This is a genomic window from Tsukamurella hominis (genome assembly GCF_965137015.1).
GTDB classification, from domain to species: Bacteria; Actinomycetota; Actinomycetes; order Mycobacteriales; family Mycobacteriaceae; genus Tsukamurella; species Tsukamurella hominis.
Map to the genome: position 1 here is coordinate 61935 of NZ_CBCRZG010000009.1, position 21637 is coordinate 83571.

General features: G+C 68.7%; 27 protein-coding genes and 2 tRNA genes. 15 read left to right on the forward strand and 14 right to left on the reverse strand.

Translation table 11 applies throughout. The features are described 5' to 3' along the window. Positions 1 to 5: 5 nt before the first annotated feature. Positions 6 to 1013: a pyridoxamine 5'-phosphate oxidase family protein gene (locus ACM9LD_RS13355; protein ID WP_415677126.1), complete on the reverse strand. Its 1008-nt coding sequence runs from the start codon at positions 1011 to 1013 to the stop codon at positions 6 to 8. 66 nt (positions 1014 to 1079) lie between these two features. Here ACM9LD_RS13355 and orn point away from each other — a divergent pair, with 66 nt between their 5' ends. The 3 genes from orn (at position 1080) to ACM9LD_RS13370 (ending at position 2551) form a co-directional block, all read left to right on the forward strand. Then, a complete protein-coding gene (orn, locus tag ACM9LD_RS13360) occupies positions 1080 to 1676 on the forward strand; it encodes an oligoribonuclease (RefSeq protein WP_224645405.1) in 597 nt (198 codons plus the stop codon). A 101-nt stretch (positions 1677 to 1777) separates the two neighbouring features. Next, positions 1778 to 1850: transfer RNA gene (locus ACM9LD_RS13365), tRNA-His, on the forward strand. Positions 1851 to 2185: 335 nt separating this feature from the next. Beyond that, positions 2186 to 2551 (forward strand): hypothetical protein, encoded by a 366-nt coding sequence (locus tag ACM9LD_RS13370; RefSeq protein ID WP_415677127.1) that lies wholly within the window; start codon positions 2186 to 2188, stop codon positions 2549 to 2551. A gap of 154 nt (positions 2552 to 2705) precedes the next feature. Here ACM9LD_RS13370 and putP read toward each other — a convergent pair whose 3' ends face one another. Next, positions 2706 to 4205 carry a sodium/proline symporter PutP gene (putP, locus tag ACM9LD_RS13375; RefSeq protein WP_415677128.1) on the reverse strand — a complete coding sequence of 500 codons (1500 nt, stop codon included), beginning with the start codon at positions 4203 to 4205 and terminating at the stop codon, positions 2706 to 2708. A gap of 181 nt (positions 4206 to 4386) precedes the next feature. Continuing rightward, positions 4387 to 4692, reverse strand: coding sequence for a hypothetical protein (locus tag ACM9LD_RS13380; RefSeq protein WP_415677129.1), 306 nt, complete (start codon positions 4690 to 4692; stop codon positions 4387 to 4389). Between the two features lie 67 nt (positions 4693 to 4759). Between ACM9LD_RS13380 and ACM9LD_RS13385 the strand changes: the two genes are divergently transcribed. Then, a complete protein-coding gene (locus tag ACM9LD_RS13385) occupies positions 4760 to 5308 on the forward strand; it encodes a chymotrypsin family serine protease (RefSeq protein WP_415677130.1) in 549 nt (182 codons plus the stop codon). A 40-nt stretch (positions 5309 to 5348) separates the two neighbouring features. Beyond that, entirely contained in the window at positions 5349 to 5828 is a 480-nt protein-coding gene (locus ACM9LD_RS13390; protein ID WP_415677131.1) for a nitroreductase family deazaflavin-dependent oxidoreductase, read from the forward strand. Here ACM9LD_RS13390 and ACM9LD_RS13395 read toward each other — a convergent pair. After that, positions 5815 to 7332: a PH domain-containing protein gene (locus ACM9LD_RS13395; protein WP_415677132.1), complete on the reverse strand. Its 1518-nt coding sequence runs from the start codon at positions 7330 to 7332 to the stop codon at positions 5815 to 5817. The two genes, ACM9LD_RS13390 and ACM9LD_RS13395, sit on opposite strands and share 14 nt — an antisense overlap. Further along, positions 7319 to 7843: a PH domain-containing protein gene (locus ACM9LD_RS13400; RefSeq protein WP_415677133.1), complete on the reverse strand. Its 525-nt coding sequence runs from the start codon at positions 7841 to 7843 to the stop codon at positions 7319 to 7321. Before ACM9LD_RS13400 ends, ACM9LD_RS13395 begins: the two co-directional genes overlap by 14 nt. A 70-nt stretch (positions 7844 to 7913) precedes the next feature. Between ACM9LD_RS13400 and ACM9LD_RS13405 the strand changes: the two genes are divergently transcribed. From ACM9LD_RS13405 to ACM9LD_RS13415, 3 genes are all read left to right on the forward strand, one after another. After that, positions 7914 to 9083: an acyl-CoA dehydrogenase family protein gene (locus ACM9LD_RS13405; RefSeq protein ID WP_415677134.1), complete on the forward strand. Its 1170-nt coding sequence runs from the start codon at positions 7914 to 7916 to the stop codon at positions 9081 to 9083. A 93-nt stretch (positions 9084 to 9176) separates the two neighbouring features. Further along, positions 9177 to 9249: transfer RNA gene (locus tag ACM9LD_RS13410), tRNA-Lys, on the forward strand. Between the two features lie 188 nt (positions 9250 to 9437). After that, positions 9438 to 9845 (forward strand): hypothetical protein, encoded by a 408-nt coding sequence (locus ACM9LD_RS13415; protein WP_415677135.1) that lies wholly within the window; start codon positions 9438 to 9440, stop codon positions 9843 to 9845. Between the two features lie 30 nt (positions 9846 to 9875). Here ACM9LD_RS13415 and ACM9LD_RS13420 read toward each other — a convergent pair whose 3' ends face one another. Further along, positions 9876 to 11348, reverse strand: coding sequence for a serine/threonine-protein kinase (locus ACM9LD_RS13420; protein WP_415677136.1), 1473 nt, complete (start codon positions 11346 to 11348; stop codon positions 9876 to 9878). A 165-nt stretch (positions 11349 to 11513) separates the two neighbouring features. Between ACM9LD_RS13420 and ACM9LD_RS13425 the strand changes: the two genes are divergently transcribed. From ACM9LD_RS13425 to ACM9LD_RS13435, 3 genes are all read left to right on the forward strand, one after another. Then, positions 11514 to 11975 (forward strand): hypothetical protein, encoded by a 462-nt coding sequence (locus tag ACM9LD_RS13425; RefSeq protein ID WP_415677137.1) that lies wholly within the window; start codon positions 11514 to 11516, stop codon positions 11973 to 11975. After that, positions 11968 to 12384, forward strand: a complete 417-nt coding sequence (locus tag ACM9LD_RS13430; RefSeq protein ID WP_415677138.1) for a hypothetical protein — start codon at positions 11968 to 11970, stop codon at positions 12382 to 12384. The genes ACM9LD_RS13425 and ACM9LD_RS13430 overlap by 8 nt, the downstream gene beginning before the upstream one ends. 140 nt (positions 12385 to 12524) lie before the next feature. Then, entirely contained in the window at positions 12525 to 12776 is a 252-nt protein-coding gene (locus tag ACM9LD_RS13435) for a hypothetical protein (protein ID WP_415677139.1), read from the forward strand. 77 nt (positions 12777 to 12853) lie between these two features. On the opposite strand, the gene ACM9LD_RS13440 is transcribed toward ACM9LD_RS13435, so the two are convergent. From ACM9LD_RS13440 to ACM9LD_RS13465, 6 genes are all read right to left on the reverse strand, one after another. Next, positions 12854 to 13159 (reverse strand): hypothetical protein, encoded by a 306-nt coding sequence (locus ACM9LD_RS13440; protein WP_415677140.1) that lies wholly within the window; start codon positions 13157 to 13159, stop codon positions 12854 to 12856. A 114-nt stretch (positions 13160 to 13273) separates the two neighbouring features. Then, positions 13274 to 13543 (reverse strand): hypothetical protein, encoded by a 270-nt coding sequence (locus ACM9LD_RS13445; protein ID WP_415677141.1) that lies wholly within the window; start codon positions 13541 to 13543, stop codon positions 13274 to 13276. Positions 13544 to 13893: 350 nt separating this feature from the next. Next, positions 13894 to 14175, reverse strand: coding sequence for a cyclic-phosphate processing receiver domain-containing protein (locus ACM9LD_RS13450; protein WP_415677142.1), 282 nt, complete (start codon positions 14173 to 14175; stop codon positions 13894 to 13896). Then, positions 14172 to 14549, reverse strand: a complete 378-nt coding sequence (locus ACM9LD_RS13455; RefSeq protein ID WP_415677143.1) for a hypothetical protein — start codon at positions 14547 to 14549, stop codon at positions 14172 to 14174. The genes ACM9LD_RS13450 and ACM9LD_RS13455 overlap by 4 nt, the downstream gene beginning before the upstream one ends. A gap of 214 nt (positions 14550 to 14763) precedes the next feature. Further along, entirely contained in the window at positions 14764 to 15297 is a 534-nt protein-coding gene (locus ACM9LD_RS13460) for a hypothetical protein (protein ID WP_415677144.1), read from the reverse strand. Between the two features lie 233 nt (positions 15298 to 15530). Continuing rightward, on the reverse strand, positions 15531 to 15776 hold the full coding sequence (locus ACM9LD_RS13465) for an aromatic acid exporter family protein (protein WP_415677145.1): 246 nt from the start codon (positions 15774 to 15776) through the stop codon (positions 15531 to 15533). Positions 15777 to 15875: 99 nt separating this feature from the next. Here ACM9LD_RS13465 and ACM9LD_RS13470 point away from each other — a divergent pair, with 99 nt between their 5' ends. Further along, positions 15876 to 17096 carry a L,D-transpeptidase gene (locus tag ACM9LD_RS13470; RefSeq protein WP_415677146.1) on the forward strand — a complete coding sequence of 407 codons (1221 nt, stop codon included), beginning with the start codon at positions 15876 to 15878 and terminating at the stop codon, positions 17094 to 17096. On the opposite strand, the gene ACM9LD_RS13475 is transcribed toward ACM9LD_RS13470, so the two are convergent. After that, positions 17034 to 18368 (reverse strand): NAD(P)/FAD-dependent oxidoreductase, encoded by a 1335-nt coding sequence (locus ACM9LD_RS13475; RefSeq protein ID WP_415677147.1) that lies wholly within the window; start codon positions 18366 to 18368, stop codon positions 17034 to 17036. The genes ACM9LD_RS13470 and ACM9LD_RS13475 overlap by 63 nt on opposite strands. Before the next feature lie 125 nt (positions 18369 to 18493). Here ACM9LD_RS13475 and ACM9LD_RS13480 point away from each other — a divergent pair, with 125 nt between their 5' ends. Further along, the gene (locus tag ACM9LD_RS13480; RefSeq protein WP_114515705.1) at positions 18494 to 19360 is read left to right on the forward strand and encodes a LysR family transcriptional regulator; all 867 of its coding nucleotides are present in this window, start codon (positions 18494 to 18496) and stop codon (positions 19358 to 19360) included. Between the two features lie 47 nt (positions 19361 to 19407). Here ACM9LD_RS13480 and ACM9LD_RS13485 read toward each other — a convergent pair whose 3' ends face one another. Next, positions 19408 to 19791: a hypothetical protein gene (locus tag ACM9LD_RS13485; protein ID WP_415677148.1), complete on the reverse strand. Its 384-nt coding sequence runs from the start codon at positions 19789 to 19791 to the stop codon at positions 19408 to 19410. An 18-nt stretch (positions 19792 to 19809) separates the two neighbouring features. Here ACM9LD_RS13485 and bcp point away from each other — a divergent pair, with 18 nt between their 5' ends. Together bcp and ACM9LD_RS13495 are read left to right on the forward strand one after the other, a co-directional pair. Continuing rightward, complete coding sequence (gene bcp / locus ACM9LD_RS13490) at positions 19810 to 20283, forward strand: thioredoxin-dependent thiol peroxidase (RefSeq protein ID WP_415677149.1); 474 nt, start codon at positions 19810 to 19812, stop codon at positions 20281 to 20283. 16 nt (positions 20284 to 20299) lie between these two features. Then, positions 20300 to 21445 carry an acyl-CoA dehydrogenase family protein gene (locus tag ACM9LD_RS13495; protein WP_415677150.1) on the forward strand — a complete coding sequence of 382 codons (1146 nt, stop codon included), beginning with the start codon at positions 20300 to 20302 and terminating at the stop codon, positions 21443 to 21445. Positions 21446 to 21637: the final 192 nt, after the last annotated feature.

Below are 21637 nucleotides of genomic sequence, written 5' to 3' on the forward strand. Positions count from 1 at the left end.
CTGGGTCAATAGAGGTTCTGGCGGTAGTCGAGGTCGACTCCGGCCCGCATGACCCTTTCGTTCGCGACAGCGCGCAGGACGCGCGCGCCGACGCCGCCGGTCGTGTTGCGTTTGACGTGGTCGGTCCAGACGGCGGACGGGCGCGGTAGTTCCGCGGTGTCCGCATGCCGACCGAGGTCCCACAGCGCCGCGGCGGCGATCCCCTCGCTCCGGGCGAGGCGCGCGCGGGAGACCTCGATGACGACCACGGCCTTCGGCGCCTTCCCGCGCTCGGCGAGTTGCTCGCGCAGCGCGGGATCGGTGCTGATGGTGGCCGTACCGGTCAGCTCCACCGCCCGGCCGTCGCCGGGGACCAGGGCGAGCAGAGCGACCTCGGGATTGCTGACGATGTTGTGCAGGGTGTCGGTGCGCTTGTTGCCCGGGCGGTCGGCGATCGCGACGGTGGTGGGACCGAGCACGCGCAGGTCGCCGGCGGGGTCGCCGCGGGGGCTGCTGTCGGCCCGGCCGTCCTCGTCGCGGGAGCTGATCACCGCGAACGGGGCGGCGGCGAGGAACGCGGCCGCGTCGGGTCCGATGACGGCGGCGTCGGCCTCCGCGGTGGCTGCGCTGGGCGGCGCCGGCTGCCAGAGCCCAGAGCGAATCACCGCCTTCCCGCAGTGCAGGTAGGCCTCGAGAACCGTGAAGTGGCCGTCGCCGACGGTGCCGTTGACGCGCAGCGTCTCGCGCCAGCCGGGGACGAGGATCAACAGCGAGGCCCCGCCCGGCGCGGCATCATCCGGGGGTGCGATCTCCAGCCCTGTGGGCGAGGCCACCGACAGGAAGCCTGGCGCGCCGCCGAGGAGCCTCGTGCGCTGCACACCGTCGTGGTCGACGTAGCCGAGGACGGCCGCCGTGGACACCGCGAGGATCGTCCGGCAGTGCTCGTCGAGGTGGTCGATCGTCTTGAGCATCATCGCCGCGACGGGCTTCCCGACGGCCTTCTCGAGCTCCGGCACCGATCCGACTGGATTCATGAGGCCAGGCTACCCTCGCTGTTCGCTCCAACCCGGCACCTGACGGCGTTGGCTACGCTGATCGGCGTGGACGACAAACTCGTATGGGTCGATTGTGAGATGACCGGCCTCGACCTGACCTCCGACCGACTCATCGAGATCGCCGCCCTGGTGACCGACGGCGACCTGAACGTCCTCGGCGAGGGCGTGGACCTCGTGATCCACGCGGACGACGCCGCGCTCGCGGCCATGCCTCCCGTCGTGCAGGAGATGCACGCCCGCTCGGGCCTGACGGAGGAGGTCCGGGCGTCGACGGTGACCGTGCGCGAGGCCGAGGAGGCCGTGCTCGCGTACCTGCGCGAGCACATCGAGGCGGGCGCCGTGCCGCTCGCGGGCAATTCGATCGCCACCGACCGTCGGTTCATCGCCAAGGAGATGCCGGAGCTGGACGGCTTCCTGCACTACCGGATGGTGGACGTCAGCTCGATCAAGGAGCTGTCCCGCCGCTGGTACCCGCGGATCTACTTCGGCCAGCCCGACAAGGGCCTGGCGCACCGTGCGCTCGCGGACATCCGCGAGTCGATCAGGGAGCTGAAGTACTACCGGAGCACCGCCTTCGTGCCGGCCCCCGGGCCGTCGACCGAGCAGATCGCGGCGGCCGTCGAGGAGCTCGGCCCGGCCTGAATCCGCTGGTCACCGCGCTCGACGGGGTGGAGGCCATACCGATTGGATTCCGCCGGAACCGTCGGGTAAAGTTCTTCGAGCCTGGCGATCCCAGGCACCTGGTGGGTGTAGTTCAGTTGGTAGAGCACCAGATTGTGATTCTGGCTGTCGCGGGTTCGAGTCCCGTCATCCACCCCGGATGAGAAGCCCGGTCTTGCAACAGGATTCATTGCGAGGCCGGGTTTTTTCGTGAGCTTTCATGACGCTTCTCGACGGATCCACGACGTATCCACCCCAGCCGGACCCAACCCGGGTCGACCTCGTGGAGCCGGCGGAGCCCACCAGAGACCGGGCGCGCGGTCACCCGACAGGACCACATGAACACACAGCTTTACAAACGTACGCGCAACACAAACACCCCGCCTTCCTGTTTGCACAAGTAGAAGCATTCACACGATTGGCCACTGGTCCGTTATTGTTCCCAACCGCGGCGCGACAGACGCGTCCGTCAAGAAAGTGAGTTGGGGGAAATGAATCCTGTCCAAAAACGCAGCCCTTGGGGCGGTTGGTGGCTCATCGGCATCACGATCGGGGTCTACTACTTCGTTTGGTACCACAAGATCAACGCCGAACTCGCAGCGGTCACCGGGCAACAACACAGCGCTTGGGGGAAGTGGTGGAACCAAATCGTCCCGATCTGGGGATTGATCGGCCTGTACCGAACCGCAAAGCGTGTCAACGAGGCTCACGCGAACCTCGGCTCAACAGTACGCGTCTCACCGACCGTCGCATGGCTCTGGGCACCGATCTGGTTCTTCTCGCAACAGCGATATCTACAGCGCCGCGTCAACACGCTGGGTGAAATCATCTCGTCGCGCATCGCCGCACACGCCTAGCAGCGACGTAAAGCGCCCCGCTCGAATATTCGAGCGGGGCGCTTTGCGCACTCTACGCTAGGCAAATTCCCACGAATGGCTCATCGTCCGTTCCGCCTAGCGCAGTTGAGCGGCTCGTGACCGCCGCTGACCTCCCAGAAGATTCCGACGCAGACTATGCCGGCTGCTTCTCCGCGAGCCGGGCGGCCTCGTCGAACTCGGCGTCGACGGCAGCGTCGGGCTTGTAAGTCGCGAGGCTGACGCCGACCGCGACCACCAGGTTGGCGAGGAAGCCCGGGACGATCTCGTAGAGCTCGAAGGGCGGCCACTGGCCCCAGACGAAGGCGACCGCCGCGCCGACGATGAGGCCCGCCAACGCACCCGGGGCGGTGAGCTTGCGCCAGAACAGCGCGAGCAGCACGACCGGACCGAACGAGGAGCCGAAGCCGGCCCACGCGAACCCGACGAGTTCGAGGATGCTGTCGGACGGATCGATCGCGAGCAGCACGGCGATCACCGCGACGATGAGCACGCCGAGCCGGCCGAGGCGCACGTAGGTCTTGTCGCTGATCTCCGTGTCGCGACCGGACTTCTCGGCGAAGATCTTGAACAGGTCCTCGACCAGCGCCGACGAGCACACGACGAGCTGCGAGGACACCGTCGACATGATCGCGGCGAGGACGGCGGCGAGGACCAGGCCCGCGACGAACGGGTGGAACAGGATCTGCGCGAGCACGAGGAAGACGGTCTCGGGGTCCTTCGGCGCCTTCTCGGGATGCAGCGCGAAGTAGGCGATGCCGATGAACGCGGTCGAGATGGCGCCGAGCGCCGTGGCCACCATCCAACTGATGCCGAACCGGCGGGCGGTGGAGGCCTCCTGCGGCGAGCGCAGCGCCATGAACCGCACGATGATGTGGGGCTGGCCGAAGTAGCCGAGGCCCCACGCGGCCGCCGAAATGATGCCGAGGGCGGTGCCGCCCGCGAACAGGCTGAAGAAGGTCGGGTTGACGGAGTTCACGGTGTCGATGGTGACCGCCGGGCCGCCCACCTCGATGAGGGCGACAATCGGCACGGCGACGAGGGCGGCGAGCATCAGTAGTCCCTGCGCGACGTCGGTGAGGGTGGCGCCGAGGAAGCCGCCGAAGAGCGTGTAGACCATCGTCACCACGGCGACGATGAGCATTCCGTGGATGTACTGCACGCCGAAGGTGCTGTCGAAGAACTTGCCGGCGGCGACCATGCCGCTGGAGACGTAGAACGTGAAGAAGACCAGGATGATGAGGCCGCAGACGATGCGGAGCGACCGCGAGCCGTCGCGCAGCCGGTGCTCGAGGAAGCTCGGGATGGTGATCGAGTTGCCCGCGACCTCGGTGTACGAGCGCAGCCGCGGCGCGACGAACTTCCAGTTGAGCCACGCGCCGACGGTCAGCCCGATCGCGATCCACGACTCCACGAGTCCCTTGGCGTAGATCGCGCCGGGCAGACCCATCAACAGCCAGCCGGACATGTCCGACGCGCCCGCGCTCAGCGCGGCGACCCACGGTTTGAGGCCGCGTCCCGCCAGCATGTAGTCGTCGAGGTTGTCGCGCGTCTTCCGGTACGCACTCCAACCGATGTACAACATGGCGGCGAAGTACAGGGTTACTGCAATCGTCTGATAGGTCTGGTCAGACACTCGGGGGTCTCCTCAGGTCCAGGAACCGAAACTCACTGTTGGTACATGGTCTATACAACCAGCGAAATCCCAGTACGGTGAACTGATCTCGCACGAAGTCAGTCAAGCGGAATGGTAAGCTCGGCCACGATTTTCTGCGGCGCTTTCCTCAGGCGCCCCTCGATCACCACGACCCAACACCCTAGGAGGGTTCGACCTTGACCGACGGGACGCGCATCGGTGCGGTACTGCGACGCGGATCGATCGGGGTGGTCACCTTACTGGTGTCGGGATCGCTTCTGACCCCCGCGCTCGCCTCGGGCGCGCCCACGACCCCGGCCCCGTCGCCGAAGCCCGCCGCGCCTGGAGCGCCGAGCGCGCCCGCCAAGCCGAGCGCGACCCCGAAGCCGGCGCCGGGCGCACCGTCGACGCCCGCGAAGCCGAGCGCGCCTGTGCCCGCCCCCACACAGACCCCGGCCCCGAAGTCGGTGGCTCCCGGCGATCGCATCGACATCCTGCAACGCTCTCTGGGCGGCGGCCGGTTCGAATCGCTGCAGTGCACCATGGGATTCGCGGTGACCGCCCCCGACGGCGAGCGCCTCGGCGTGACCGCGGGGCACTGCGGCGCGCCGCAGCAGCCCGTCGGCGTGAAGAAGTGGATCGTCGGCGAGGTCGTGCAGTCGAAGTCCCCCGAGGTCAAGGAGGACCCGAACCGCCCCGGGCACTACTCCCCCGTCGACCCGTTCGGCCCCGACTGGGCCACGTTCCGGCTGACCGACCCGCAGGTGAAGCTCCTCGCGTCGGCGCCCGGAATGGCGCCGCGCACCGTGGGTACCGCGCGCGTCGGGGACCCGGTGTGCCAGCTGGGCTCCGTGAACGGGCGCCGCTGCGGCAAGGTGACGAAGGTCCTCAATGACTGGGTCGTCGCTGACATCGTGACCACACAGGGCGACAGCGGCGGGCCGCTCATCCGCACGTCGGACAACGCCGCGATCGGCATCATCACCGACGCGGTCACCCTGACCGACCGCGACTCCGGCAAGGTCACGCAGCAGCTCACCCAGTACTACTCGCTGAACGCGGCGCTCCGTGCCGCGGGCGGCGCGCGGCTCGCGACCAACTGATCGGGGCCCGGCGGCGGGCCGCGTTCATTACACTGCCGCCATGACCGTCGTGGACGACCTCAAGGCGCGCTTCCTGCAGCTCGGGCGGCACCGTGCGGTGTCCCGCATGGTCCGGGCCACCGTCCCGCTCGACAAGGCGGTGACCCGGATCAGCCGCGGCTCCGTGCACCTCATCCCCGAGGCGCTGCTCCCCCAGCTCACGCTGACCACGGTGGGGCGGCGCAGCGGCGTCGCCCGCGCGGTCCCGCTGCTCTACGTGCGCGACGGCGAAGACTTCGTGGTGATCGCCTCCAACTTCGGCCAGAAGCACCACCCCGCGTGGTCGTACAACCTGGAGGCGACGCCGGACGCCGAGGTGCTCCTGGGCACCCGGCGCATCCCGGTGCGGGCGCGCCGAGTCTCCGAGTCGGACCGGAAGCGCCTGTGGCCCAGTATCGTCGCCGTCTGGCCCGCCTACGACGACTACATCGAGTGGGCCGGCGGACGGACGATCAAGCTGTACCGGCTCACGCCTCGCTGACGAGGAAACCCGTCACGACCTCGGGCTGGACGGTGCGCGCGACCTCCGCCGCGCGCACGGGCGTCACGTCGACGGCACCGAACGCCCCGGCCGCGGTGGCGACGGTGAGGGTCTCAACACCGGCGCGGCGCTGAAAGAAGGTCTCCCGGGTGACGAAGCCCGTCACCCCGTCGAACTCGAGCGCGGTACGCGTGCGCGCGACGGTGCCCGCGCCGAGGACCACCGCGTCGCCGGTGATGACGGTGCCCAGGTTGGCGTAGCGCAGGCGCGCCAGCGCCAGTGACAGGATCGCCACGAGGACCGCACCGGCGAGGGGCAGCGCCTTCCACGCGCCGGGCGCGACGACGCCGAGCGCCACCAGGACGACGACCGGCACGACCGCGCCCAGCACCGCGCGGGTGTAGCGGCGGCGCAGCGCCACCGGGCCGTGCGCCTCCAGGCGCGTCTCGATGACACCGGGGCGGCCCAGGATCTCGTCGGCCACCTGCACGGCCTCGGCGCGCGGCGCGGGCGGCAGCAGGGTGGGATTGCGATCCGTGCCCGTGGCGATCGCGCGGAGCTTCGCCCCGCCGGGCAGGCGCATGAGGACGGGCTCGTGCAGTTGCACGCCCCGCACCCGCTTGCGCTCGATGGTGGCCGCCACCGTCGAGATGAGCCCGCGGCTGGTGTGCAGCGCACCGTCGGAGCGGCGGACCAGGCGGAAGCCCCAGAACGCGAGCACGTAGGCGAGCACCGAGACCAGGATCGAGACCACGATCACCAGCACCACGGCCCCCGGGATCACCACGGCCGCACCGAGGTCGAGGATCTTCACGAACCACGACTCGGCAATCTCGGAGCCGCGCTCGCGCAGGCCAGCCTCGTCGACGATCCGGAAGCCGATGCCCGCGCCGGCGGCGACGACGGCGAACCCGGTCAGTGAGAACGGGGCGAACCGGATCCACTCCGGCCGCAGGCGGGCGAGTTCCTCCTCGGGAGCGTTCGGCTGGGGCGCCACCTCTGCGCCGTCCTCACCTGGCGTCTCGCCGGTCGACGGTGCCGCGGTGCGGCGCAGCAGGTCCCGCCCGAGCTGTTCGGCGACGTCGGCGGGGATCGGGTCGAGCTCGAGCGCGGACTCCTTGCCGCCGACCCCGGTGCCGACCACCACCTTGCGCAGCTTGAGCGCGCGCTCGATGGGCCCGGCCGTCACGTCGACGCTGCGGATCCGGTCGCGACGGGCGGTGGCGGAGACCTTGCGCACGAGGCCGTGCCGCAACTCCAACTGATCGTCGGTGACCCGCCAGCGGGTGGTGAGCCACGGCAGGAGGCCGACCAGCACGCTGATCGCGACGCCGGCGATCACGAAGAACACCGGGCCGGCGGCGCGGCCGAGGAAGAAGACGCCGATGAGGGCGGGGATGAGGGACGGGACCGCCTTGATGACGCGGGTGCCGATGCCCCACGGCGAGAGGCGGTTCCAACCGTCGTCGGCGGCCGGCGCCGTCACCTGGTCAGGTCGCGTCATCGGTGTCCTCCGCGGCGCTGACGGTGAGCCCGGCGGCGATCGCCTGCGCGGTCTCCGTGGGCAGGCCCGAGATGCGCACCGTGCCCGCCGACGAGGCGGTGGTGACGGTGACCGTCGACAGCCCGAAGGACCGCTCGAGCGGACCGGCGACGGTGTCGATGACCTGCACGCGTGAGATCGGGATCAGGACGCGGGTGCGGGTGAGCCAGCCCGCCTGCGAGTACACCGCCACCGCATTGATCTCCCAGCGGTGGAAGGCGTAGCGGAAGCGCGGCATCACGATGAGGTGCGCCGCCGCGGCCGCGGCCAGCACGAGGAAGGTCGCGACGGCCACGTACCAGGGCACGTCCGGGATCACCGCGAGCACCACCGTGACCAGCGGGATCACGATCACCCAGCGGATCGCGGCGCGGACCGTCCACCACGTCTTCGCGCGCGGCGAGACCTGGTGGGCCGGCTGCCTGAGCACCTCTGCGGCGCCCGCGGGGGCGGGGGTTCCGGGAAGGGTCATGCGCCCAGCTAAGCACGACATTCCGCTCCGCTGCCACCACGCCCGGCTAGGGTGGCGCCGAGGAGGCACCATGACCACACATCCCGATGAACTGGCGGGCCTGACCGGCCTGTTCACCGACCAGGAGCGCGCGATCGCCGATTCCGTCCGCGCGCTGATCGCCCGCGAGGTGGAGCCGCACGTCGCCGACTGGTTCGAGCGCGGCGAACTCGACGACCCACGCGGCCTCATGCGGAAGCTCGGCGCACTCGGCCTGCTCGGCATGCACCTCGACGGATACGGCTGCGCCGGAACGACCGCCACCGAGTACGGCGTGGCCTGCCTCGAGCTGGAGGCCTGCGATTCGGGCCTGCGTTCCATGGTCTCCGTGCAGGGATCGCTGGCGATGTATGCGATCTGGAAGTGGGCGAGCGAGGAGGAGAAGCAGCGCTGGCTACCCGGCATGGCCGCCGGCGAGCTCATCGGCTGCTTCGGGCTGACCGAGCCGGACCACGGCTCCGATCCCGCGAACATGCGCACCCGGGCGCGCCGCGACGGCGGCGACTGGATCCTGGACGGCCGGAAGATGTGGATCACCAACGGCTCCCTGGCCGACGTCGCCGTGATCTGGGCGCAGACCGACGAGGGCGTCCGCGGCTTCGCCGTCCCCACGGACACTGCGGGCTTCGCCGCGAACACCATCGAGCACAAGATGTCGCTGCGCGCGTCGGTGACCGCCGAGCTGGTGCTCGACGGTGTGCGCGTCCCCGACTCCGCCGCCTTCCCCGAGGTGCGCGGTCTGCGCGGCCCACTGTCGTGCCTGAGCGAGGCGCGGTACGGCATCGTCTGGGGCGCAATGGGTGCCGCGCGCACCGCGCTGGAGTGCGCGCAGCGGTACGCGGTGGAGCGCGAGCAGTTCGGCAGGCCGATCGGCGGCTTCCAGCTGACGCAGCAGAAGCTCGCGGACATGACCCTGGAGTACACGAAGGGCGTGCTGCTCGCGGTGCACCTGGGCCGCCTCAAGGACGCCGGGGCACTGCGACCCGAGCAGGTGTCCCTGGGCAAGCTGAACAACGTGCGCGAGGCGATCGACATCTGCCGCACCGCCCGCACGATCCTGGGCGCGAACGGCATCTCGCTGGAGTACCCGGTGATCCGGCACGCGAACAACCTGGAGAGCGTGCTGACGTACGAGGGCACCGTCGAGATGCACACCCTGATCCTGGGCCAGAAGCTCACCGGGCAGAGCGCCTTCCAGTGACCCGCCGTTAGCCCAGAAACCCACCCTGACCAGCCGATTTCACGTTTCGTGGCACTCCTTGCTAATGTATTCCAGCACGCAGCGAGCGAGCATGCGCCATTAGCTCAATTGGCAGAGCAGCTGACTCTTAATCAGCGGGTTCGGGGTTCGAGTCCCTGATGGCGCACAAAGAGAAGCCCGTCACCAATGGTGGCGGGCTTCTTCTTTCTTTGCATGCCGATACGGACAACCGCGTCGCGGACGGAGGGGACAACGTTGCCCAGCCGCGATCGTGCCGCCCAGCGGGACACTCTGCTCGCCCTCGTAGCTCAGGCACAGTCACTGACTCCGCCGGACCGGCCCGCCGATCTCCCGATGAACCACTTTCCGAACGTCCCCGACTGGCGCACCCACGAGCACTCGATCTGGGCACTCGGCGAGGAAGCCCGCCAGGCTCTCGCTACGTCGCCTTCGCTCCGCGGAGACCTGGAGCTCTACGGCCGGATCGCCCAGTTGACCGCGAACCGCGCGGCCGGCCGCGGCCGGCAGTCGTGGGTGATGCTGTTCGGCTACGTCACCTGCGCACCGTTCGCGCCCGCAATCGCCGAACTCCTCGACGATGCCGACGTCGCGGGGCACGCCATCCAGGCACTGACGGGCGCAAGGGTGCCCGACCACGTCGATCGGGTCCGGCCGCTGTTGGACGACAGTGCCGCCTGGATCCGTCGCGCCGCCCGGCGCTACGTGGCCCGGTACGAAAGCGCGGTGCCGGGTGATGGGTGAGGCGTGTGAACGGTCATGCGTCCAACGTCACTATCTCCAGGTGTAGGCGCCGGTGGGGCCGATCTTGCATGTCGCGGTACCTTCACCGTTCGTCCCGGCCGCAGGCGCTTGGGCACCTGGGCTCGAGCAGGCCGAACCGATTCGCACGGGAGACCGCTGACTAGCCGTTTTGCTGATCCACACGCCGTCGAGGCCGCTGCAGTACATCGTTCCATCCGCGGAGTCTTGCTGAGTCCCCGGGCTGCACGTCGCCCCCGGGACTTCCGATTGGACGGCTACGGGAGGAGTGGTCGTAGGCACCACTCGCGGCGTCGTCGTGATTGGTTCCGGCGTCGTCACAGGCATGGTGGTTGCTGTCGTCGATGGCGTGACGCTCACGGTCACTGTCGGTACGGGTTGCACCGTCGCGGTCGAACTTGTCACGGCGGCAGGTTCCGCTCCCCCACCGGAGCGGTTCACGTACACGCCGAGGCCGGTTGCTACGACTGCCAGCACAGCGACGACGGCCGCCAGGATCGGCACCGTGCGTGACTTCTTCACCGACTCGGCAGCCGGGCGCAGCTGGGTCTCCTCCGCTTCCACCGCGCCAGCCCGGAGTTCCGTCACCGCATCCGGCGCGATCTCTCGCTTCGGCACCGCCGGCACAACGATGCCGCGCGCGTCGCCGAGCTGATCTTCGAGCGCAGCACGCAGTCCGTCACCGAACGCGGCGCAGGACTGGTACCGCTCGTCCGGGCGCTTCGCCAGCACCTTCGCGAACACCGCGTCCAATGCGACCGGCAGTTGCGGCGCCACCTCGGTCACCGACGGCGGGGTCTGCGTCAGATGCGCGCTCATCAGCGCCGTGATCGACTTGCCGGAATATGGCGGCTGCCCGGTCAGCAGGTGAAACGCGGTGCAGCCCAGCGAGTAGATGTCCGCGCGATTGTCGAGGTCCTCGCCCTCGATCGCCTCAGGCGAGATGTACTGCATGGTCCCGACGGTGATACCGGTGCTCGTGAGCGAAGTAGCCTCACCGGCAGCCTTAGCGATGCCGAAGTCCGCGAGCTTGACCGCCTCCAGCTCACCGTCGTCGACACCGAGCAGGATGTTGGCGGGCTTGACGTCCCGATGCGTGATCCGGCTCTTGCGCCATGCGTAGTCGAGTGCCGCTCCTGCGCCCGCGACGAGCTCCAATGCCAGCGTCGGCTCGACGGCGCCGACCGCCTTCACGAGCTCAGCAGCGTCGGTACCGGCGACGTACTCCATCGTGATCCACAGCCGGTCCTCGAACTGGCCACGGTCATGCAGGGTCACGATGTTCGGGTGCGAGAGCTGGGCCAGCAGGTCGGCCTCGCGCTGGAACCGGACCTTGAAGTCGTCGTTACGCGAGACGCCGGCGTCGAGCAGCTTCAGCGCGTCCTGACGGGGCAGCCGCGGGTGCTCGACAAGGAACACCTGCCCCATCCCGCCGGCTCCTAGCTGACGGACGATGCGATACCCGGCGATCTCGGTGACGGACATGCCGGAATTGTGACAGGCGACCGGTCAGCTCCGACACGGAGGGCTACCAGGTCAGATGATGTTTCGGCTAGGGAATGAGAGCAGCCAAGATCGCCCTCAATCGGTCAGACCTGGCCGATATGCTCCACCCAATATCCGGCCGTTGCTGGCCGGCCCCTCGAGTAGTTGGGCAAGACCATGACCCCCGCCGAACTCCGCGCTGTCGTCCTCAGCCTTCCCGCGCGGCAACCGATCACCGACGAGTACGAACGTTGGCCAACCCCTAGCAACACCTGGTATGAGCACCAACAGCAGCATCTCGACGGCTGGTTGAACGAGTACAACACGCCCGGCGCCTACAGGCGGACCCGGCTCGACGGCGATGCGCGCGACTTCTACCAGCATTTCCGATGCGTCGCCGGCCTCCTGTGGCTCGCCGAGGCGCTGGGTATCGACCAGGCACTGTTGCGAGACGCGATCGTCGACGTGATCGCGGCCGGCGCCAACCCGTCGAGCCAATGCGGCGCGTTCAGGAGGCGGGTGCCGTGGACGATGGTCGAACCGCTCGCAGCTGAGCAACTGGCCGCACTACCGCGACGCCGCGGCGTCGCGTCACGGATCTTGCGACGAGGCCACGCCGATGCCTGAGTTTGAAGCAACCCACGAGGTCCGCCTGGGCGACCACTGGTCCGCCCTCGCCGTCGAGCTGTACGAGGACATCTGGGTTCTCAGCACGAACGAGGCAGGTTGGACAGGCTGGATCTGCATGCGAGAAATGACGCTCACCCCGGTCCCGACCGGCCAGAAGTTCAAGGTCGACGGCGGCCCCATCGCCTCCGCAGCGATGCTGGCGCAGGCCTCGGACCTGACCCTCGAAGACCTCACTGAGGACGACGAGTTGCCCGAATTGCCGGAGCAGAACTTCTTCCCACGCATCCACGGCAAGAACATGCTCGACTGGGACGCCTGGGATGCTGAACAGGAGGCCCGCCTGAAGGTGCGCGGACAGAGCCATCTCGCACGGCGACGGCAACAAGGCGGAACCCGCGATGCATAGATACGACGAGGCCGATCCCGACAACTTCACGCTCCGGTGGCGCTACCTCCACTGGGGGAGCGTGGTCGGATGTCCTTGCGTCGGCCGGCCCGAATCCGTGGCACTGGACGCAGCACTTGACCCAGCGGTGGGTGCAGCTTATGTCGGAGGTAGACGAGGAGATGATCATCTCCTTGGCCCAGCAGATCAACGACGTCGACGAACTCAAGAACACCATCGCCAACGTCCGCCCCGAATGGCCCGGATGGCAGCCGGCGTGGGCCACCGAAGATCATCCCGCGGAGCAGCACTTCGGACACCCGACCCCGCGATACGTCCGCATCGCAGACGACCTCGACTGGGAACGCAACCGATCAACACCACCGAGGTCTCGGCTCGAGGGCGAGGCGTAGCAGCGCGTGGGTCGACTTCGCCCGAACGTGCCCGCGCTGACGCGTGCCCGCGTGTCCCTTCGACCGTCACCACCTATCTACACCTCCTCCCCTGCCTCGTCATCACCACCGTTCCAGGCCCGAACGAGACCACGGAGCCGCGCACGGTCCGCGGCGCGGCGCACCTCAGGGCGACGGTGCCAGTGGCACATCGAGCAGCTGCACCAGTTCTGGTCCTCCTGGAACGGTTCCCAGCGGCAGACCTCGCCGCGGCGATCAGCCCAGCCGGACATCAGATCGGGCAGGTCGCACGAGCGGCCGGCGCAGTCGTGGACGGGGTACGCGCAGACCTCACCGCGCACCATCCGGACGTGGAACGGGGCGTGGGAATCGGTTCGAGACATGACGATCCTCGCAAGTCGGGCAGCCCCACCCGAGTCCGCGACTGTCGCGGCGGTGAGGGCTACAGCGGCTCTCGAAGACCGCCAGCCGACATTGTCAATATCATCACGGAGTGACTACTCCTCAGCCTGCTGAGGCTCTTCGGACGTTGGCCAGAAATAACCGGTGCCACAGTAGGATTCCGGACCACGCCTCTTCTCCCCATGACCGAGGTCCCCCGCGAGCTCGAGGTGCAACAGGTCACCGGTGCAGACGAGCGCAGCGATCGGCTTCCCCTCGCGGAGGACGAGGATCCGGTCATAGGTCTCAGCGACGCGATCAATGTGAGCGCCGAGGTCACCGGCGACCTCGGCCTCGTCGATGTAGATGGTTCTGGCGACGGTCATGGCTGGGACACTATCGCCAGAGTATGACACGTTTCGGCCCTCACGCCGACCAGTGCGCGCGATCGCACCTGGTGTCAGCCCAACGCTACGGCTCGATCGATTCGGCTCGCCCGAACAGCCATCGCGAGCTCGACCGCTAGAACGAGCGCCGGGAGCGCATACGCCCAGGCAGGGACACCCGTCATCAGGAAGACGATGAGAAGCGCGGTTACCGTGGTGGCGCCAACGATGGTGCGACTGATGGCCATGCGGCAAGTATGCGGCGCCAGCGCGGGGTTAGTCCAGGTCACGACTTCAAGGCGAGCTGATCCCGGAACCATAGGCCGTGCGTTAGGCGGCCCGTCGGCGCCTCACCGCGTGACGCCGGGCCCGTACCGCTCGATCATCCCGACGAGCCACTCCACCCCGACCGGGTTCGCGCTGTGCACGCGCACCGTCGCGGGCCACCCGCCGTGCTCGGCGAGGTGCAGCACGATCGGCCGGCTCGTGTCCTCGCCGCCGAGGTCGTGGTCGAGGCTCAGCTCGTCGACCTGGGCGCCGGTCTGCAGGATCGCGAGGGCCTCGGCACTGGTGCGCGCCACGGTCCAGGTGGCGTCGGGCGGGTCGCGGAGGTCGTCGACGAAGAGCTTCACGTCTCGTCCTCGTCCCGCATGTGCTTGCGCGCGGTGCGCAGGATGCGCACTCGGCTGGGATCGATCGCGAACTCCGCCCGTGGCTGGATCCGGATCTCTCCCGCGGCTTCCCGCGCCCGTAGCGCCGCCTGGTCCTCGGCCGGCAGCGTCGCGACGTGCTCGGCGGCGATGGTCGCGCTGCCGGGCACCGGTTCGAAGAAGCCCGGCGTCGGGGTCGGGTGCACGTCCGGGCAGTCCGCCATGCAGCAGCCGCACTGGGTCCACGCCGCCAGCGACGCGTCCTCGGGCTCCTCGGCGGCGGTCGAGAGGTTCAGGCACGCACCGTCGGGCGCGTCGATGTGATCGCGGCGGTCGCAGTCGCAGAGCTCAGACATCGGGTGATCGTGGCACGAGGAGCTGACGGGCGGCTACGGGTTTTGGCGTCGGCTCCCGAACACGTCGCTGATGAAATTCGCCGCCTACTCGAACGCTGATTCCGACCCGCCCGAAGGATGCCTATCAGCGACTTCGGGGTTCGAGTCCCTGATGGCGCACAATCGAGAAAGCCCCTCCATTTCGGAGGGGGCTTTCTCGTGTCCGCCCGGCGGTCTACGCAGCCGGCCGGCAGTCCCCCGTCATCCGAGCGGAGACCGGTGCGGACCTCCCCCTCGGCGTGTCCTCGCGACGCAAGGACAACGTCGAGCGACACCGGACGGCGCCGCCGAGTCGCGCCACACCGGTGACGTCGACCCGGTAGTCGAGCCGCTCCCCCTTGTAGGGAACGTCGAGAACCGACCCGGCCACATTCTCGGAGGGCTCGACCAGGACCCGCGTCGCCCTCGTGACCGGCGACGGATTCGCAGAGAGCACCTGCGCAACAACATCGTCGGCGTCCACCTTCGCGTGGTTGTCACCGAGGATCGCGCCCGCGCCACCGGCGACCACCGGAATCCCGATGCAGAAGAACCCCGCGAAGAAGAGCACCGACTTCCACCACCGCCAGGCGGTGACCCACCGCTCCTTCCACACCATGATCGGCACGATGAGCAGCAGCAAAGCGACCGCGAACACCACCAGCTTCCACGCGCTGATGTCGGAGTTGGTGATTCCGGAGAGCTTCGTCCACGGAGTGTCGATCAGCACCGGCCGCGCCGGTTCGCCAGTAGCCCCAAAATCTTCATATTAGTAAATACTACCCGTGTCGCACACCCGCGACGAACCGGAGCGGACCGTGATCACGGTCGCAGAATTGAATCTTCTAAATTTACCTACGCTAAGTTAGTCTGGCAAACGAGCCTGGGGAGCAACCACCTCACCTGCCGCCCGCAGCGTTCTCCCCAGGCTCTCACCCAAGTCGGGACGACGGGGCCGGCGCGTCAGTCGGCCTCGTCATCCTTACCGGCCCCGTAGCCGAAGGCCATGGCGAACGCGATGCCCAGGGCGAGGCCGATCCCGATGCCCAGCGCGGGATTCCCCAGCGCCGTCCCGATGCTCGCGCCGAGAACGACGCCGATCGCGAGCCCCAGCGCCAGCTTGTTGTAGCCCTTGTCGCCCCACGGCCCCGTGGGGCGGTCACCGTCGTCCTGCGCTCCGGATTCGGGCCGGTCACCGTCGTCGCTCACACCCCGCACCGTACCGGCAGCGCCCTCCGCGGGCCCGGTAGAATCGGGATCAATCGGTCCCGTGGACCGAATCCGACTGAGCCTTTCTGGAGCTGAGCCATGCGCAACCGTCCCGCCGTGTATCGACGTATCCCGACGGCGGTGACGGCACTGGTCGTCTCCGCCGCCCTGGTCGCCGGGTGCACGTCGTCGACGGGCGACGCGGCACTGCCGGACGAGAGCCAGAAGATCACCGACTCGACGCCCTTCTTCGACCTGCTGCGCCCGCAGATCACCTCGAGCGTGCGCAACGGCGCGCTCGACGTGCAGCCCGGCGTGCCGGTCAAGGTGAGCGCGAGCGGCGGCACGCTGACCAGGGTCGTGATGACGAACGCGGACGGCAAGGAGGTCTCGGGCAAGCTCGCGGACGACGGCCGCTCGTGGAGCAACTCCGAGCCGCTCGGCTACAACAAGACCTACAAGCTGCGCGCCGAGGCCAACGGCATCGGCGGCGTCAACGTCGCGAACGAGACCTTCAGCACGCAGTCGCCGAACAACCTGGCGCAGGCGTACTTCACCACCGCCGACAACTCGACGGTAGGCGTCGGCCAGACCGTCGGCGTGAAGTTCGACGAGCGCATCGCCGACCGAATGGCCGCGCAGCGCGCGATCAAGATCGTCACCGATCCGCCGGTCGAGGGCGCCTTCTACTGGATCAGCCCGTCCGAGGTGCGCTGGCGCCCGGAGAGCTACTTCAAGCCGGGCACCAAGGTCAGCGTGGACGTGAAGATCTACGGCGTGGACCTCGGCGGCGGCACCTTCGGCCAGAAGGACGCCTCCACCCGGTTCACCGTGGGCGACGAGGTGATCACCACCGTCTCCGACAAGGACAAGATCGTCCGCGTCACGAAGAACGGCAAGCTCATCAAGACGATGCCCACCTCGATGGGCGGCCCCGGCAACGAGACCCCGAACGGCGTCTACCTCATCGGCGATCACCGCGAGAACATGATCATGGACTCGTCGACCTACGGCGTTCCGGTGAACTCCCCCAACGGTTACCGCACGCTGGTCGATTACGCCGTGCAGATGTCCTACAGCGGCATCTACCTGCACAGCGCCCCGTGGTCGGTGAACCAGCAGGGCTCCACCAACGTGAGCCACGGCTGCCTCAACGTGAGCACCGAGAACGCCCTGTGGTTCCTGCAGAACACCAAGCGCGGCGACATCGTCAAGGTCACCGACACTTCGGGGCCCGTGCTGGAGGGCACCGACGGACTAGGCGACTGGAACCTGCCGTGGGCCGTCTGGCGTGCCGGCAACGCCAAGTCCTCCGGGTAGCTCCTGCCCCGCCTCCGGGGCTCCGACGGTGACCGTCGGCGCACCGTCGGGCAGCGCGGCGGTGGCGGCGAAGCCGGGCCGGGCGGTGCCGACGAAGGCGCGCAGCCAGTCCCGGAGCACCGCGACGCGGTTGCCCATGCCGGCCAGGTAGTACAGGTGCACGGCCAGCCAGCCGGCCCAGGCGACGATGCCGGTGAGGCCGGGCAGCCCGAGCGGCGGCTGGATGACGGCGTGCGGGGTGTCGATCATCGCCATGCTGCCCTTGTCGAGGTAGCGGAAGTGCGTGCCGGGGCCCGTCTTCCCACGGATGATGTCCGCGGCGTGGCGACCCTGCTGCATGGCGACGGGGCTCTGCCCGGGCAGGCCGTTCAGGTTGGTCATGTCGCCGAGGGCGAAGACGTCGGCCCGGCCGCCGACCGTGAGGTCGCGGTTGATGAGGAGGCGGCCGTTGCGGTCGGTCTCGCAGCCGGTGGCCTCGGCGATCACTCCCGCGAGCGGGGTGGCCTTGACGCCCGCCGACCAGACGACGGTGCCCGCGGCGATCTCGCGCTCGGCGCCCGCCTTGTCCTTGACGGTGACGACGTCGTCCTCGATCGCGGTGACGAACGTGCCGGTGTGCACCGTGACGCCCGCCTTCTCCAGCGCGGCGAGCGTGTAGCCCGAGAGGGTGCCGCCGTAGAAGGGCAGCACGTCGTCGGCGCCCTCGACCAGGTGGATGCGGATCTCGGCGTCGTCGTGGAAGCGGCGCGCGAGCTCGGCGACCTGGCCCGCGACCTCGACGCCCGTGGCGCCGGCGCCGACCACGACGACGGTGCGCGCGGGGCTCTCAGCCGGCGCGTCGAACGCGGCGCGCAGCCGTGTCCGGAGGTTCTCGGCGTCCTCGAGGGTCTTGAGGGCGAAAGTGCGGTCGGCCCACTCGTCGTGGCCGAAGTACGCCTGGGCGGCGCCCGCGGCGACGATGAGGTAGGTGTAGCCGATCTGCTCGATGCCGTCGGCGGTGGCGTACGTGACCACCTTGCGCTCCGCGTCGACCTCGGTGACGTAGCCGGTCACGACGTCGACGGTGCGGCGCCGGCGCAGCACCTCGGCGATGGGCGGCGCGATGCGCTCGCCGGCGGTGACGCCGGTGGCCACCTGGTAGAGCAGGGGCTGGAAGAGGTGGGTGCCGTTCGCCGAGATGAGGGTGGTCTCGATGTTCGACTTGGCCAGCTGCTTCGCGGCGGCGAGGCCGCCGAATCCCGAGCCGATCACCACGACGTGGGTGCTGCGCATGATCTTCTCCTCCTTCAAGACGTCGTTGTCTACTACCAGATTGATGCATGAATGAGTGCTGTTCAACCTGGTAGATCGCCGTCCTGATGATGCAATCCATCGCTTCTGTTCATACAATGGGCGGTATGGAATTCCGGCAGCTCGAGTACCTCGTCGCGGTGGCCGACCACGGCGGCTTCTCCCGCGCGGCGAAGCAGTGCTTCGTCTCCCAGTCCGCGGTGAGCCACCAGATCGCGACGCTGGAGAAGGAGCTGGGCGCCGAGCTCTTCGAGCGGGCCGGGCGACGGGTGCGCCTCACCGACGCCGGCGAGTCCCTGCTCCCCCGCGCCCGGGAGCTGCTCCGCCAGCGGGACGAGGCGATCGACGCGGTGCGGCCGCGGCCGGACCGGATCCGGCTCGCGGCGAACATGTCGTTCGCCCGGTCCGCGCTGGCCGCCGCCTCCGACGTGCGCGAGCGGCACCCGGGCGCGGAGATCGACTTCCTCATCAAGCCCTTCGCGCAGCGCATCGCCGCGGTGAAGTCGGGCGAGGCGGATCTCGCGCTCATCCGCGGCCGCCTGGACGAGCCCGGCCTCTACCTGGAGCCGCTGTGGGTGGACAACCCACTCATCGCCTTCTCCACGCGACACCCCCTGGCCGCGCTCGGCCGGGCACCGTCGACCACGGAGCTGGCGCAGTACCCCCTGCTCCTACCGCCCCCGCACCAGCAGGTGCTGCTGCACCGGCTCGTCGACAAGGTCTTCACCGCCGACGGGCTGGAGGTGCGGTTCGGCCCCGAGATCCGCGACGACCACCCCGTAGCCTTCGAGCTGATCAACCACCCCGAGGGCTGGACGCTGTTGTACGAGGACCCGCGCCAGCCCGGCATCGCGAGCCGGCCGGCGCCGGGCTTCACGCTGCCCGTGTCCGCGGTGCTGCGCACCGACGCCACCCCGAACCCACTGGTGGCGGAGCTGCTGGTGGGGCTGTCGAACGGATACCGCCGGGGCTGATCCGACGATCGCGGCACACGCCCGGCGGGCGCGGTCGGAGTGCGCGATCAGGACCTGCCGCGGAACCTCTTGGTGACCTCGGACGGCACCGCGAGCACGCGCTCGGCGACGGTGACCGCCGCGCCCGGCACGGAGAGCAGTGCGTTGACCTTCTCCAGAGCCGCGTCCGTCCGCTCGAGGGTGGCGGAGAACCGCGCCGTGAGCTTCTCGAACTCGTCGAGGTTGCGGTTCACCCGCGCCACCGTCTCGTCGAACGTCGACATGGTGGTGCTCATGTTGTCCATGGTCACCGCCATGCCCTCGAGCATCGCCGTGGCCTGGTCGATCGTCATGTCCGCGTTGAGCGCCGCGCTCGCCAGGTTGCGGATCCGCGTGCGCCCCCGGCCGCCGGCCGCGCCGGTGGCTCCGGAGTTGTCGTCCTGTGTGGCCATGACCGATACGGTAACCGCATGACTACATCTGCGCGGCTGGAGCCGGGAGTTAATGCACCTTCTTTCACTTTGCCGGACCAGGACGGCAAGCCTGTTTCGCTCTCCGACTACCGTGGCCAGCGGGTTGTCCTCTACTTCTACCCCGCTGCGATGACACCGGGCTGCACCAAGCAGGCCTGCGATTTCCGCGACAACCTCTCCGATTTCGCCGACGCCGGGCTCACCGTGCTGGGCATCTCCCCCGACAAGCCGGAGAAGCTCAAGAAGTTCCAGGAGCGCGACTCGATCACATTTCCGCTCCTCTCCGATCCGGATAAGCAGGTGCTTACCGAATACGGGGCCTTCGGTGAGAAGATGATGTACGGCAAGACCGTGACGGGCGTCATCAGGTCGACGTTCGTCATCGGCGCGGACGGCACCATCGAGGTGGCGCAGTACAACGTGCGCGCGACCGGCCATGTCGCCAAGTTGCGCCGCGACCTGAAGCTCTAGAGAGGAACCCACCCACGTGGAACGCACCATCTACTCCGAGGACCACCTGCAGTTCGGCTCGGCGGTCCGCGACTACCTGCAGAAGCAGGTGCTGCCGCACGCCGAGCAGTACATCGACGACAAGCTGATCGCCCGCGACGTGTGGCGCGGCCTCGGCGAGCAGGGCGTCCTCGGACTGGAGATCCCGGAGTCGTACGGCGGCGGCGAGGCGGAGGACTACCGCTTCAACGCCATCGCGCAGGAGGAGCTGGCCAAGGTCTCGATGGCCTTCGCGAGCTCGGTGGGCATCGACTTCGACATCACCACGCCGTACATCGTGCGTCTGGGCACCGACGAGGCGAAGCAGCAGTGGCTGCCCGCCATCGCGGCCGGCGAGGCAGTGGCCGCGATCGGCATGACCGAGCCCTCCGCGGGTTCCGATCTGGCCGGGATCAAGTCCACGGCGGTGCGCAGCGGCGACGACTGGATCCTCAACGGCTCCAAGACCTTCATCACCAACGGCTACACCTGCGACGTCGCGGTGATCGCCGCGAAGACCAACCCGGAGGCCAAGGCCCGCGGCATCTCGCTGTTCGCCGTGGACTGCTCGCTGCCGGGCTTCGAGCGGGGCCGCAAGCTCGACAAGGTGGGTCAGCCCGAGGCCGACACCGCGGAGCTCTTCTACTCGGACCTGCGGGTCCCCGCCAGCGCCCTCATCGGCGAGGTGGACCGCGGTTTCTACCACATGATGGAGAAGCTGCCCCAGGAGCGCATCGGCTCCGCGGTGGGCAACGTGGCGCACGCCAAGCAGATCCTGGCCGAGACGATCGAGTACGCCCGCGAGCGCAAGGCCTTCGGCGCGTCGATCGGCTCGTTCCAGCACAACAAGTTCCTGGTGGCCGACCTGGTGACCCAGATCGAGATGGCGCAGGCGTACGTGGACCAGGCCGTGCTCGCGCACGCCGAGGGCACGCTGACCGCCGTCGACGCCGCGAAGGTCAAGTACATCTCCGCCGAGATCCAGAACAAGGTGCTGGACTCCTGCGTGCAGCTGCACGGCGGCTACGGCTACATGCGCGAGTACCGCGCCGCCCGCGCGTGGATGGACGCCCGCGTCACCCGCATCTGGGCCGGCTCGTCCGAGATCATGAAGGAGATCATCGGGCGCGACCTCGCGCTGTAGTTCTCGACGACGAACGGCCGACGGGGGCCATAGGGCTCCGGCCGCACGACTCTCGAATTCTGTCCGGATCGGACAGCGTGTCCATAGCGGACAGAATCCGAGAGCGCCGTGCGAGGCGAAGCCGTGGCGGTCACGACGAATCTCGGCGGCTCCCGCACATCCGCTGGAACGACGAAGGGCACCGTCGGGATT